11 protein-coding genes and 1 pseudogene are annotated in these 13,308 nt (G+C 45.8%); 8 read left to right on the top strand and 4 right to left on the bottom strand.

Going from position 1 to position 13,308, the window contains the following annotated elements:
* Positions 1-60 precede the first annotated feature (60 nt).
* From feoB to LKD36_RS11535, 3 genes are all read left to right on the top strand, one after another.
* The gene (gene feoB, locus LKD36_RS11545; RefSeq protein ID WP_308459685.1) at positions 61-2,400 is read left to right on the top strand and encodes a ferrous iron transport protein B; all 2,340 of its coding nucleotides are present in this window, start codon (positions 61-63) and stop codon (positions 2,398-2,400) included.
* Between the two features lie 162 nt (positions 2,401-2,562).
* Positions 2,563-4,230 (top strand): DUF6020 family protein, encoded by a 1,668-nt coding sequence (locus LKD36_RS11540; RefSeq protein WP_118770822.1) that lies wholly within the window; start codon positions 2,563-2,565, stop codon positions 4,228-4,230.
* Positions 4,227-5,516: a CotH kinase family protein gene (locus tag LKD36_RS11535; RefSeq protein ID WP_118770823.1), complete on the top strand. Its 1,290-nt coding sequence runs from the start codon at positions 4,227-4,229 to the stop codon at positions 5,514-5,516. Before LKD36_RS11540 ends, LKD36_RS11535 begins: the two co-directional genes overlap by 4 nt.
* Here the strand turns inward: LKD36_RS11535 and LKD36_RS11530 are convergent.
* Positions 5,492-6,064 (bottom strand): GNAT family N-acetyltransferase, encoded by a 573-nt coding sequence (locus LKD36_RS11530; RefSeq protein ID WP_308459684.1) that lies wholly within the window; start codon positions 6,062-6,064, stop codon positions 5,492-5,494. The two genes, LKD36_RS11535 and LKD36_RS11530, sit on opposite strands and share 25 nt — an antisense overlap.
* 11 nt (positions 6,065-6,075) lie before the next feature.
* Positions 6,076-6,915 carry a magnesium transporter CorA family protein gene (locus tag LKD36_RS11525; protein WP_308459683.1) on the bottom strand — a complete coding sequence of 280 codons (840 nt, stop codon included), beginning with the start codon at positions 6,913-6,915 and terminating at the stop codon, positions 6,076-6,078.
* 228 nt (positions 6,916-7,143) lie between these two features.
* On the opposite strand from LKD36_RS11525, the pseudogene LKD36_RS17695 reads away from it, so the two are divergent.
* Both LKD36_RS17695 and LKD36_RS11515 read left to right on the top strand, forming a co-directional pair.
* Positions 7,144-7,254: pseudogene (locus LKD36_RS17695) on the top strand (YbaK/EbsC family protein); the annotation flags it as partial.
* A 19-nt stretch (positions 7,255-7,273) separates the two neighbouring features.
* Positions 7,274-7,816, top strand: coding sequence for an HD domain-containing protein (locus tag LKD36_RS11515; RefSeq protein ID WP_308459681.1), 543 nt, complete (start codon positions 7,274-7,276; stop codon positions 7,814-7,816).
* 13 nt (positions 7,817-7,829) lie between these two features.
* On the opposite strand, the gene LKD36_RS11510 is transcribed toward LKD36_RS11515, so the two are convergent.
* Complete coding sequence (locus LKD36_RS11510; protein ID WP_118770841.1) at positions 7,830-8,477, bottom strand: DUF3786 domain-containing protein; 648 nt, start codon at positions 8,475-8,477, stop codon at positions 7,830-7,832.
* A gap of 227 nt (positions 8,478-8,704) precedes the next feature.
* On the opposite strand from LKD36_RS11510, the gene LKD36_RS11505 reads away from it, so the two are divergent.
* From LKD36_RS11505 to LKD36_RS11495, 3 genes are read left to right on the top strand one after another with little or no spacing between them, the layout of a single operon-like run.
* The gene (locus LKD36_RS11505; RefSeq protein WP_308459680.1) at positions 8,705-9,289 is read left to right on the top strand and encodes a manganese efflux pump MntP; all 585 of its coding nucleotides are present in this window, start codon (positions 8,705-8,707) and stop codon (positions 9,287-9,289) included.
* A gap of 30 nt (positions 9,290-9,319) precedes the next feature.
* Positions 9,320-10,669 (top strand): hypothetical protein, encoded by a 1,350-nt coding sequence (locus LKD36_RS11500; protein WP_308459679.1) that lies wholly within the window; start codon positions 9,320-9,322, stop codon positions 10,667-10,669.
* Positions 10,670-10,692: 23 nt separating this feature from the next.
* Entirely contained in the window at positions 10,693-11,691 is a 999-nt protein-coding gene (locus tag LKD36_RS11495) for a U32 family peptidase (RefSeq protein ID WP_308459678.1), read from the top strand.
* 44 nt (positions 11,692-11,735) lie between these two features.
* Here LKD36_RS11495 and LKD36_RS11490 read toward each other — a convergent pair whose 3' ends face one another.
* Positions 11,736-13,253, bottom strand: a complete 1,518-nt coding sequence (locus LKD36_RS11490) for a CoA-acylating methylmalonate-semialdehyde dehydrogenase (RefSeq protein ID WP_118770831.1) — start codon at positions 13,251-13,253, stop codon at positions 11,736-11,738.
* Positions 13,254-13,308 lie beyond the last annotated feature (55 nt).

The following is a 13,308-nucleotide window of genomic DNA, read 5'->3' as shown; positions in this document are numbered from 1 at the left end:
TTCCACTACAAAAAGATAAAATTTATCAATAAGAAAAGTACATCAGAAAGGACAAAAGACATGACTTTACGAGACTTACCAATTGGAAAGACAGCCACCATCCGGTCTGTGGGCGGTGAAGGTGCACTTCGCCAGCATTTTCTGGACATGGGACTGATTCCCAAAGGTGATGTAACTATGGTAAAATACGCCCCCATGGGTGATCCTATGGAGCTTCGTATTCACAGTTATGAACTGACTCTGCGTCTTGCAGATGCTGAAAAAATAGAAATTGAAAATATTCGGGATACCAGTGAGGAAACAGTCACACGTAACCGTGAAAATATTCCTCATCCCGGTCTTGGTGAAGGTGGAAAATATCATCAAAAGGAAACAGAACATCCTCTTCCGGATGATGCGCTCCTCACCTTTGCACTGGCCGGTAATCAGAACTGCGGAAAAACTACATTATTCAATCAGCTGACCGGTTCCAATCAGCACGTAGGAAATTTTCCCGGTGTAACCGTAGACCGAAAAGACGGTGCTATTCGCGGCAAAGCGAATACACTAGTAACTGATCTTCCGGGCATTTATTCCATGTCACCTTATACCAGTGAAGAGATCGTCACCAGAAACTTTGTGCTGAACGAGCATCCAAAAGGAATTATCAATATTGTGGATGCCACCAATATTGAGCGGAACCTATATCTGACCATGCAGCTCATGGAACTGGATATTCCTATGGTGCTGGCTCTGAATATGATGGATGAAGTTCGTGAAAATGGTGGTTCCATTATCGTCAATCAGATGGAAGAGATGCTTGGCATCCCTGTAGTACCTATCTCTGCCGCCAAAAACGAAGGGATTGATGAACTGATCTCCCATGCACTGCATGTAGCAAAATATCAGGAGAAGCCAACCGAAATTGATTACTGTGACGCCAATGACGATGGGGGGGCTGTTCACCGCTGTCTTCATGCCATTATGCATCTGATCGAAGATCATGCTGCAGAAGCAGGTATCCCGGTTCGTTTTGCCGCTTCCAAACTGGCAGAAGGTGATTCCCTGATTCTCGACAGTCTTCATCTGGACCAGAATGAAAAAGAGATGCTGGAACACATTATTGTACAGATGGAAAATGAACGGGGACTGGATCGTGCTGCTGCCATTGCTCATATGCGCTTTGATTTTATTCAGAAAATCTGTGATGAGACCGTCATCAAACCAAAAGAGAGTAAAGAACATCTTCGAAGCGTTGCGATTGATAAAATACTTACCGGTAAATATACTGCTATTCCCTGCTTCATCGGCATCATGGGACTGGTATTTTTCCTGACTTTCGGCGTGATCGGTGCCTTCCTGTCTGATCTGCTGGATCTGGGAATTACATCTCTCGGAAATCTGGTCGATGGTCTTATGACATCCTGGAATGTGAACCAGGCGCTGCATTCTCTGGTCATTGACGGAATTTTCAATGGTGTAGGAAGTGTTTTGAGTTTTCTTCCCATCATTGTCACTCTGTTTTTCTTCCTGTCACTTCTGGAAGACAGTGGCTACATGGCGCGGGTTGCCTTTGTCATGGACAAGCTGCTCCGAAAGATCGGTCTGTCAGGACGAAGCATTGTTCCTATGCTCATCGGATTCGGATGCACCGTTCCCGGCGTTATGGCAAGCAGAACTCTTCCTTCCGAGAGAGACCGCAAAATGACAATTCTGCTCACACCGTTTATGAGCTGCTCGGCAAAACTTCCCATCTATGCCTTTTTTGCAGCAGCCTTCTTTCCTGAGCACGGTGCACTGGTCATGATCGCCCTGTATTTTGGCGGAATCTTCATGGGAATTCTCATGGCACTGCTCATGGGACACACTATGTTCAGTGGCGAAGCCGTTCCCTTTGTTATGGAGCTTCCCAATTATCGACTTCCTGGAGCAAAAAATGTCGGACATCTCCTGTGGGACAAAGCAAAGGATTTTCTGCAGCGTGCATTTACCGTTATCTTCCTGGCAACTATGGTGATCTGGTTCCTTCAGAGTTTCAACCTTCACCTGAATATGGTTTCTGATTCGAGAGACAGTATCCTTGCCATGGTGGCAGGTGTGATTGCTCCTTTGTTTGCACCTATGGGACTGGCTGACTGGCGGATCTCTACAGCACTGATCACCGGATTTCTCGCAAAAGAAAGTGTGGTTTCCACCTTGTCCATTCTGTTTGGCAGCACAGCAACCCTGACTTCCGGCATTACACCGCTGTCGGCTGCAAGTCTGCTGGTCTTCTGCCTGCTCTATACGCCCTGCGTGGCAGCCATCGCTTCTATTAAGAGGGAGCTTGGTGGAAAATGGGCGGTTGGTGTTGTCATCATCCAATGCATAATCGCATGGATTGCTGCATTTCTTGTTTATCTGATAGGGAGCTGGATTTAATCCGGCTCCTTTACAATTTCTGTTTTTATGTCACATTTTCTTCATGTTTCCTTTATTTTTCAGACAAATATCTTGTTTTCCTTTATATCCTGTTTATAATGTTAATTTACGATAATCTACTGACATATAATAGAAAGAATAAGAAAAGGATATCAAAGAATAATGAAACACATCTCCATACGAAACGTCTTAAGCTGCGTGATACCGGCTTTTTTCTTTGCTGTTTTTATGGTTCTCGGTCACTCCTTTTATGAGGATAACAGCTGGGATCTGGTATTTGGCAGTACCGAACTCTTCCGATCATCCGTACTTCACGGAATCGGATATTTCATCCTGTTTTCTGTCGGCATTGCGCTCCTGTTCCATGGGCTGGACCGGCTCAGCCGGAAGCATTACAACGAACGTACCTGGCCAAAGCCCATACAGTTTTATCTGGATCTGCTGCACCGACACCCCATTGCCACCACCTTTTTCACCCTGTTTCTCCTGTATCTTCCTTACATGATCTATTCCTTCCCTGGAATCTTCACTTCCGATACAGTTGCACAGCTGGAAAACGGTTATGTGGCACTTTTTGAAAAAACCAGCCGTCTGAGAAATCATCATCCGGTGGTACATACTCTGCTTTTATACGGATTTAGCCGGTTCGGTGCAACCGTCTTTCATTCCCCCACCATCGGAATCGGACTTTTCTCTCTGCTGCAGATCTGTTTTCTGTTCTTTGTCATTGGCTGGATGGTACAGTTTTTACTGGAGCGGCATGTTTCTGCCAGATGTCTGGGACTGGTTTTACTCTTTTATGTACTGTCCCCACGTATGAGAAACTACATGTTCCTGCTGGTAAAAGATGCCTGGTTTGCCGGATTTCTGCTTTTATTTCTCGTAGAACTCTATCGGATCCTCACTGTACAGAACTGGTCATCCGCAGAGAAATGGCAGCATCGGGGAATGTTCCTTCTCTCCGTACTCGGTATCTTTTTCTTCCGTCAGGAAGGTGTTTATCTGATCATCCTTAGTTCTCTGGTCATGCTGATCGCAACCCGGAGACGTTCCTTCCTCCGTCTGGCGGTTCTGGCATTTGCAGGATTTTACTTATATACCCAGATACTTTTACCGGCCTGCTCGGTAAAAGCATCGAATCCAAGAGAAGTATTCTCCATACCCTTCCAGCAGACCGCACGGTATCTCCGGGATGCCGGAGATGATGTAACGCCGGAAGAAAAGGAAGCGATCTCCGCGATTCTGGATTATGACAATCTGGCTGAGCGGTATAACCCGAATCTGTCTGATCCGGTAAAAGCAACTTATAACACGGATGCCGGTACGGATGAACTGCTGGCCTACTTTGAGGCCTGGTTCCAGATGCTGCTTCGGCATCCGGATATCTATGTGCAGGCAACCATGAATAATCTGTACGGATATTTTTATCCGGGCGGTTTCACCACAAAACTGTACAGCTATGATAACAGTGAAGAGCACCTGGAAGAGCTGAATGAGAGTCTTTACGCGTATGGCGTTTCCTTTCACTATCCAACTGCTTTTGATGCTGTCAGACAGAATCTGGAAACGCTTCGGGAATCCATATTCCAGCTTCCGGGTCTGGTACTGTTCAATTATACAGCAACCTATATCTGGATGCTGATTCTGTGGTTCTTCTACTGTATCCGCAGAAAGAATCAAAAAGGCCTCCTGCTCCTTACTCCATTGATGATTGTATTACTTGTCTGCATCGCAGGTCCTACTTATGGATGGTATTTCCGTTACGCATATTCCATCGCATTCTGCCTGCCGGCAGTGATCTTAACTTCATGGAGTGAATACAGACAATGAAACTGAAAAAACACATAAGACGACTTCTTCTGATAAATGCCATTCTTATTTTCATCTGCGCAGGTCTTATTACCCGGGACAGCAGCGAAGATCCGGAAATGGATCTTCCTGCTATCCATATTTTCCTCAATGACTGTACCCTGGAAGAAATCCATGATGGTGCTACCGGTATTCCTTATGAGGGAAATACCCTTGATCTGGACGGAAAAGAATATACCAACGTCAGGGTCAAAGGCAGAGGAAATTCTTCCTGGAAAATGCCCCGGCGAAGTTATCAGATCAAGCTTCCCAGTCGCGACTCTATGCTTGGCATGCCCCCGGCAAAGAAATGGCTTCTCATCGCCAATTATGCCGACGCCTCCATGATGCGCAACAAGCTCATGTATGATCTGGCCGGGCAGATGATGGATTTTGCCCCGCAGGCTGAATTTGCAGATGTATGGATTGATGATGAATACAAGGGGACCTACCTTGTCTGCCAGCGGCTTGCAACCGGAAAAACATCCATGAACCTGAAGAGCGAAGAAGGCATTCTGGCAGAGGTCGATACCTTCTACTGGTATGACACCGAATACCGTTTCAGCAGTGAATACAGTCCCGCAGTCTTTACGTTAAAAGATGCCTGCGCCGACGATCTGGGAAAAGAGGATTCGATTGCCGAAAAATCATTTGCAGACTTTGAAAATTATGTGCGCAGATTTGAAGATCTTCTTTATGCGGAAGACAAGGACTGGGATCAGATCTCTTCCATGATTGATGTGGACAGTTTTGTTGCTTTCTATCTACTGGAAGAGTTTTCCGAGAATCCGGACAGCTGCCGGACCAGTCTCTACATGTACCAGGATGGCCCGAACGACGTCTTACATATGGGTCCTGTCTGGGATTTTGACAAGGCACTCGGCTATGCCCAGAAAAAGAAATATGGCGGTGATCCAAAAAGAGATTATGTCAGCCAGATCCAGGAATACATGGGAACAGAGAAAGACTGTACCTGGTATATGGAGCTTATGAAAATTCCGGAATTTCAGGATGCAGTACAGGAATGTTATCAGACGACTGCCCGCGATGTTTTCCTGACATCAGAACAGCTTATTGAGGATTACCGACACAGAATTGCCAAGTCTGCAGAATATACAGAAAGCATCTGGCCTGTAGCAGAGATTGCTGAGAACTGCGGACATGATCCCGTACAGTTTTCCTGTTGGAATGACGCAGTCGATTATCTAAAAAACTGGACAAAAAAGAGAATTCAATATTTTGATCAGAAATGGATGTCCTCCAACTGAGAAAATGGAATCGGAGACGGCTGCTCGTCAGCATGTTCTCCGATTATTTTTTCCATCCAGATCATATTGTACCAGCGATGAAATTTGTAACCGCATTTTTGAAATTCACCTACCATGCGATAACCCAGATGGGCGTGAAATTCTCCACTGTTCTTCGTCAGTGTTTCATCCTCTTCTCCGTCTGGCCAGGCAATACAGGCATTCATGTTTAAAATGCCCTGAGTTTTCAACACCTGTTCCAGTGCATCGTGAAGTTTTCCACCAACACCTTTGTGTATCTTCCGCTCATCCACATAAATCGACGTTTCCACCGCCCAGTCATAGGCCGGCCGGTCATGAAACGGTCCCACATAGGCATAGCCCAACAACTCTCCGTCTTCTTCTGCCACCAGATAAGGATATTTTTCCAGCGTATGCCGGATTCTGGAACGAAATTCTTCTACCGAAGGAACCTCATATTCAAACGTAATGGCCGTATGCTCCACATAAGGCGCGTATATTTTCAAAAGCGCTTCTGCATCATTTTCCGTTGCTCTGCGTATCTGCATATTTTCTCCTTCTACCAGAATTTCTTCTTTTTAAAATATAGAATGTTTAATATCGTAATCACAATACTCAAAAGAATGATGAATCCATACCCATAATGCCAGGTAAGTTCCGGCATATTGGTAAAGTTCATACCATACCAGCCTGCCACCAATGAAAGTGGCAGCACAATGGTCGTAACAATCGTAAGCAGCTTCATGATCTCGTTCTGGCGCTCATCAATCAGGGACTGGTATACTTCGCGGATCTGCACACAGTAATCTCTGAGCATCAGTGTCTCATCATGAAGTCGGTTAACTCGTTCCGTAAGCAATGAAAAACTGCGCTTTTCTTTTTCTTTGAAAATGTGATTGTCGTCCTCACACAAAATACTGCTCAGATCTGCCAGCTGCAGATAGTAATGTGAAAACAGGCTGACTTTTCTTCTGTATCCACTAATCTCATGATTGAACGGAATGTCACTGCCCTTTTCCAGCACCATGTCCTCCAGTTCCTCCAGACTATGTTCCAGTTTCGTGATAAATATCACATCATCCTTGATCAGATATTCTAGAAAATCCGCAAAGAAAATTCCAAGCTCCGGCTGTTTTTCATCGCCTGCCTTCAGCATTTCTTTCAGCCACTCTAGAACTTTGCCGCTGTCATCCACAAATATAATTTTATCTTTTTCTATCCGAAAATAAAATCCGGTATGGGAACGATTCTTTGCTCTGGACGGAATATAAAGGCTTCCCACGTAGGAGCCCTGTATCTTCTCCACTTTACAGAACCGAATCCCTCCAGATATTTCCATGCCTTCTTTTACCGCTTCTTTTTCTGTCATCACCTGAATAAATGTGCCCAGCTGATTCAATCCATATCCCTCCTGTCTGCTTCTACTTATGTTATATCTCAATCTTCCCCTTTTCGCAATTTTAATTCGAAGCATTTTCATTGACAGTTGTACCTTTGCGCCCTAAAATACCAGTAAACATATTACAGCAAGGAGCGCTTACTCATGTCATTCACAAAAGCAAAGGCTTATCTTGAATCTGTCGGCTTTGCCGATCATATTATGGAACCGGAGGCATCCACCGCAACTGTTGTGGAAGCTGCCGGTAATGACCATAGCGCCGTCCAGCTGACCATTCCGGAACTGGAGCAAGTAGCCAATGCCCGCGGATGGGTGGATGTCTGCAAGGAAGCAGTCTAAAAAGGAGGGACAAACTCCTATGAGAATGAACACCTATACCGGAAAACGGTTTGATCCCATGCAAATGACACCGGAGGAGGTCTCCCTCCGGGATATTGCCCATGCCTTAAGTCTTCTCTGCCGCGGCGGCGGACATATGAAATATTTCTATACCGTAGGACTTCATTCCCTGAACTGCGCCCGGGAAGCAGCTTCCCGCGGATGGTCCGACCGGCTGGTACTGGCCTGTCTGCTTCACGATGCCAGCGAAGCTTACCTATCCGACATTATCCGCCCGGTAAAAGTACACCTCTCCAATTATCTGGAGATTGAAGAGCAGATCATGCAGACCATTCTGACCCACTTTCATCTGGGTGATCTGACTCCGGAAGAACATGCTTTGTGGCATCAGATTGATGACGAAATGCTCAGTCAGGAACTGAAAAGTCTCATGAATGGAGAACATGAAATGGTTCCCGTTCCCCTGACGTCTAAACCCGATTTTCGGGAACGGCCCCATGAAGAGGTGGAGGAAGAATTTTATCAGCTGGCGGAATCACTGGTACAAAAAATGCAGGCATAAAGCCTGCACTTTTTTATCTGGCACTTTCCAGCCGTATCACGTCCATCAACTCTGCCAGCCGGTCCAGCAGATCTCCCTGCAGATAATAAGTCGTCTCAAAATTTAAAAATTTCATAGTCTGACTGTCCCAGAGAATCCGGATCTGCGGAGCAAATTCATCATCTCCCTCCCAGAACTGAAGAAGCACCGGAAAGAACGGAAAAGCCGGAATCTGCGCTGTCACATCCGCACCGGCAAGCCTAGCTTTCACCTCGCCGCCCATGATCTTACAGGCTGCTTTCAATTCTTCCACTTTTCCATTAAATGCATCTGCATACTTCTGTGCAAAAAGATTGGCATCCGGACTCGACCCCGCTGCCGCAAAATTTCCGATCAATTTCCAGTCACCGGTAAGCGCCGGGATTTCCTGTTCAGTTCCGTGACAGAGCATATCATAGATGGTCATGACAATGGTATATTCCCGGCACTCCACATAGCCATTCTCCACTTTTCCTTCCACGGCTGCTGTCTTTCGATCAATCCGATAGTCCGTATCCAGATACCGGATATATAAATAAGACTCATCTATTGATAAGTGAAATTTCGCCGCCAGTTTTTCCGGATCATATTTCAGGAAATACTGTCTGCCGATATCTACCTGTTTTTCATAATTGGAAGCCATCTTTTTTCCTCCGTCATCCACCTGATTTCTTCTTTTATCTTACACAACTTTCCTTTTCCTGTAAATCATGGGATTCCACATTGACAGATCATTTTTCTAATGATAAACTATCATCAATAAAAATCCCATGAAGAGCATGGAGTTTGTTCATTTTGGAATCATATACCCAAGTATAGTCGTTCGTCTGTACTTGGGTTTTTTAATGCTTACGCAGGAGGAAGTCGAAAGTGGAATGGAATCTATTATTTTTCTTTAACAGCATATTGCTTGGTGTGGGACTGGCCATGGATGCCTTTTCCGTATCTCTTTCCAATGGACTCAATGAACCTCACATGCGGGTGAAAAAAATGTGTATTATTGCAGGTACCTTCGGATTTTTCCAGGCATTTATGCCTATGGCCGGCTGGTTCTGTGTTCACACGATCGTAGAGTACTTCAAGGCATTTGAAAAATTCATTCCATGGATTGCCCTCTTCCTGCTGCTTTATATCGGCGGTAAGATGGTATGGGAAGGACTGTACGGTGAGGAGGAAGCAGAAGAAGTGGTCCGCCTTGGAGCTGCCGGCCTTCTGATGCAGGGAATTGCCACCTCCATCGATGCGTTATCTGTCGGATTTACCATTGCTGATTATGGTTTTGTCATGGCTTTCGTCTGTTCCCTGATCGTTGCTGCCACTACCTTTTGTATCAGCTATTCCGGTCTGATCATCGGCAAAAAATTTGGAACCCGATTTGCAGACAGAGCAACTGTTTTCGGCGGTGTGATTCTGGTTTTCATTGGACTGGAAATCTTCATCACCGGGATCTTCTGATCCGGAAACATCTAATACAGGAGTAATCTCATGACCCTTATACCGCCGGAACTTTTTGGAGTTCCCATGATTCCTTTTGGACTCCTCAGCGCATTTGTAAATAAAAAAGAGGTACGCATTACAGAATTTTCTGAAACAGGGTTCCGGTTTCGTACCGCAAAACCATGTTCCGCCCCGGTGAATATCCGCCTTGCTTTCTGGCAGATGGAGCTTTCTTCCTATCAAGAAGTATCCCTTTCTGTCACCTCCTTTTCCTTCGAGCAGCGATATGATTATTTTTATGAATATACTGTACTCACAAAAGATCCCGTCTATCGCTCTGCTGTAAATGCATTGTTGGGCTGGTATGGATCTTATGTCAACCTGAAGTTGACCGAAGACGACAGCGAGCTTTCCATGGCGCTCACCGGATATCCGGCGGAACAGGAGAACATACACTTCGAAACCTTCGCTGCTCAAAAACAGGCATGGTTTCAGGAACCGGATAATCTGCCGGATTTTTCATTTCTGAATACAAATACTCCGGAACTGGCGATCGAACTGGACCGTCCGGAACTTTATACTTCTTATCTGAATATGAATTTTTCAGACTGGCTCTCCCAATATTGGGCATCTAACCATCTGTCCTGGCATCCATTGTCCCGGCTGCAGCTGACTCGCCTTTATATTGGAAATCAGTTCTGTCATCTGCTGTTCCCGAAAGAGGATGTCCTGTTTGCGCTTATGGACAAGGCCTGGGCAGATGGATTGGCAATAACCCTTTCCTTTTCTTATCTTCGAGAGTTTATGCTGAAACCAATTCAGCAGCTGCTCGAAACATTAAATTTCTGGTGTCAGAAACACCAGACGACCGTGGAAATTGTCGTCAATGACTGGGCTATGACAGACCTTCTGACAGACTTTCCACATCTGCACCCTATTCTTGGAGTACTTATCAACAAACGCCGGAAAGATCCACGTCTTTCTTATAAGAAAGGGGAACTTTCTGCCCTCTCCGAAAACAGCATAAATGCAGATTTTTATCGAAATTTTCTTGCCGAAACCTGCAGGATCACACGGTATGAAGAGGAATCCTGTGGTTATCTTCCAGAACTATCGGAAGGAAAGCACAGCCTTCATCTGCCCTTTTACCAGACCAACACCTCCCAGTACTGTCCACTCTATGCCCGCTGCAAAAGAGGCAGTCGCGGCGCACAGACACTCCCAAAGGACTGCCCCCACTGGTGCAGGGAATATGCCTTTCTCTATCCGGCTCACCTTCACATGCTCGGACGATATAATTCCCTGTTTGCACTGGATACCGGGATTCTACGGTCGCCGGAACTGCTTGGTGGATGGCTACGAGAAGGCGTTGACCGTCTGGTTGTCAATCTTCTGTAATTTTATTTTAATGGAGAATCTTTATGAAACTGACTGTTGGACTTGGATCTGTCGATGAATATATTCGTTTTAGCGAAGCGGGTGCCGATGAATTCTTCTGCGGGTATGTTCCTTATTCCTGGACGCAGAAATACGACACAATGATGCCTCTTAACAGGAGGGAAGTACTCTGCTCCAATGTACAGCTGGGTGCTTTCTCCGAGCTGGAAATCCTGTCATCCATGATACGGGACTATCAGCGTCCGGTTCATCTGACCTTCAACTCTCTTTTCTATCTGCCGGAACAGTATCCGGAGATCGCTAAGATCATGAAAGCCTGTATGTGCCTTGGATTTCAGAGTTATATTATTGCCGACCCGGCGCTCATTCTGTATCTTCGGGAACATAACATTGACTGTGAGATTCATTTAAGCGGCGAAACCGGGGAAGTCAACAGCCGTATGGTCGATTTTTTCCAGCAGTTTTCTTTAAAAAGAGTAATTTTTCATCGAAAGAACAACTTTGACGATATGAAAGCAGTCATCGACGCAGAAAAATCCCATGGCGGTCTGCGGTCCAGGACAGAATTTGAGGCATTCGTCCTTAATGAAATGTGCCAGTTCGCCGGCGCTTTCTGCAATTCTTTCCACTGTGATGAACTGGGACACCTGTGCCGGGTTTCCTACTGGCTGGAGCCTTTAAGGGAATCTTGCGGTGACTCATCTCTCAGACAGCTTCACCCGTCACCACCTGCTGCTTCGCCACAAACAAGCTTGCCACATACCCCCGATCTTCCAGATGGCTATCTCTGTGGTGCTACCGGATGCGGACTCTGCGCCCTTTACCGTCTTCGGGAAATCGGCATTACTCACCTGAAACTGGTGGGGCGCGGCAATTACAATGACTATATGGAACAGGATATCCGCATCCTTCGGCGAGCACTTACCCTGCTGGAGCAGAGTACTTCCGAAGAAGATTTTAAGGACACTTTGCGTCGCACGCTTTTTTCTTATAAATGCAGCAAGGTCTGCTACTATCTGTAGCAGACCTTGCTGTGATATAGGAATGTAAGTTTACAGATTTCTTTTTATCTTTCAACTGTTCCTTCCCAAGTATCCATTGCTTTCTTATGGGAAGTCTCATCGTACCAGTGTTTTGTAACGGTCTTTGCACGAGTGTAGAATCTCACACCATCTTTTCCAAGTACATGCAGATCACCGAAGAAGGATTCTTTGTTTCCGGAGAACGGGAAATATGCAGTCGGAACCGGAATACCTACGTTGATACCAACCATGCCGCCATCGGTCAAAAACTCAAATTTTCTTGCATAATATCCGTTCTGGGTGAAGATTACGGAACCATTTGCAAACGGATTGGCGTTCATCAGAGCAAGTCCTTCGTCAAAATCTTTCACTCTCTTAATCAGCGTTACCGGTCCGAAGATCTCTCTGTCACCTACGGTCATGCCCGGTTTTACGTTATCAAGAATGGTCGGTCCTACGAAGAATCCATTCTGATACGGTTCGTCTACTTTCACATTTCTTCCATCCAGTACCAGCGTAGCACCTTCGTCTACACCTTTCTGAATCCACTCACATACTTTCTGCTGATGTGCCTTTGATACTACCGGACCAAGTTTGGTCTCCGGGTCATAGGAGCATCCCACTTTCATAGCTTCTGCTTTCTTCTTCAGCAGTGCAACGAATTTATCTGCAATGCTCTCCTGTACCACGATAACCGGCAGAGCCATGCAGCGCATTCCTGCGCATCCGTAAGTGGAGTTGATGATTGCATTAGTTGCACTCTCCAGATCAGCATCTTCCAGAACCAGTGCATGGTTCTTTGCCTCACACTGTGCCTGTACACGTTTTCCGTTTGCTGCTGCTTTAGAGTAAATATATTTACCAACACCGGTTGTTCCTACGAAAGTAACAGCCTTTACACGAGGATCGGTCATGAAAATCTCAGCTTCCTGACGGCTGCAGGTTACCAGGTTTACAACACCTTTCGGGAATCCTGCTTCCTCATAGAAGAGTTCCAGAATTCTCATGGAAGTCAGCGGAGTCTGGCTTGCTGCTTTTAATACAACCGTGTTACCGGTAGCAATTGCCAGCGGAACCATCCAGCCCCACGGAATCATAGCCGGGAAGTTAAACGGAACGATGCCTGCTACAACGCCGAGCGGCATACGGTAGGTTGCAGTATCAAATCCGGTAGTTACCTGAAGGGATGCATCTCCCTGTACCAGAGTCGGAAGGCTGCATGCATGCTCTGTCGGCTCAATAGCCTTCAGCACATCACCTCTTGCCTCTCCAAGAGTTTTTCCAAGCTCTTTGGAGCAGAGAAGTGTCAGTTCATCCAGATGCTCTACCAGTACATTTCTCCATTTAAACATCATCTGTGTTCTTGCGCTTAAAGACTTCTGAGACCACTCCGGGAAAGCAGCCTGTGCAGAAGCGATTGCCTCTTCTACTTCCTCTGCAGTACAGCACGGAACTTCTGCCATCACTTCACCGGTACTGGAGTTGGTTACTTCCATCCATTTCGTTGTCTTAGATTCTTTCCACTCTCCGTTTACACAATATTTTTTTCTTTCTACACCCATGATTTCTCCTCCAATTTTGCAAGCCATTATTTCATTTTGCGTGTTTCAATTTCGA

The sequence above is a fragment of the Hominiventricola filiformis genome (genome assembly GCF_020686965.1).
Classification (GTDB): Bacteria; Bacillota; Clostridia; order Lachnospirales; family Lachnospiraceae; genus Hominiventricola; species Hominiventricola filiformis.
Note: the sequence above shows the minus strand (reverse complement) of the source record. Positions and strands in the feature narration are given on the sequence as shown.

What these genes read in the sequence shown, in the direction of transcription:
- LKD36_RS11490 (WP_118770831.1), bottom strand. Translation starts at nt 13,253, where the DNA reads ATGGGTGTAGAAAGAAAAAAATATTGTGTAAACGGAGAGTGGAAAGAA.
- feoB (WP_308459685.1), top strand. Translation starts at nt 61, where the DNA reads ATGACTTTACGAGACTTACCAATTGGAAAGACAGCCACCATCCGGTCT.
- LKD36_RS11495 (WP_308459678.1), top strand. Translation starts at nt 10,693, where the DNA reads ATGAAACTGACTGTTGGACTTGGATCTGTCGATGAATATATTCGTTTT.
- LKD36_RS11510 (WP_118770841.1), bottom strand. Translation starts at nt 8,477, where the DNA reads ATGGCTTCCAATTATGAAAAACAGGTAGATATCGGCAGACAGTATTTC.
- LKD36_RS11540 (WP_118770822.1), top strand. Translation starts at nt 2,563, where the DNA reads ATGAAACACATCTCCATACGAAACGTCTTAAGCTGCGTGATACCGGCT.
- LKD36_RS11530 (WP_308459684.1), bottom strand. Translation starts at nt 6,064, where the DNA reads ATGCAGATACGCAGAGCAACGGAAAATGATGCAGAAGCGCTTTTGAAA.
- LKD36_RS11535 (WP_118770823.1), top strand. Translation starts at nt 4,227, where the DNA reads ATGAAACTGAAAAAACACATAAGACGACTTCTTCTGATAAATGCCATT.
- LKD36_RS11500 (WP_308459679.1), top strand. Translation starts at nt 9,320, where the DNA reads ATGACCCTTATACCGCCGGAACTTTTTGGAGTTCCCATGATTCCTTTT.
- LKD36_RS11515 (WP_308459681.1), top strand. Translation starts at nt 7,274, where the DNA reads ATGAGAATGAACACCTATACCGGAAAACGGTTTGATCCCATGCAAATG.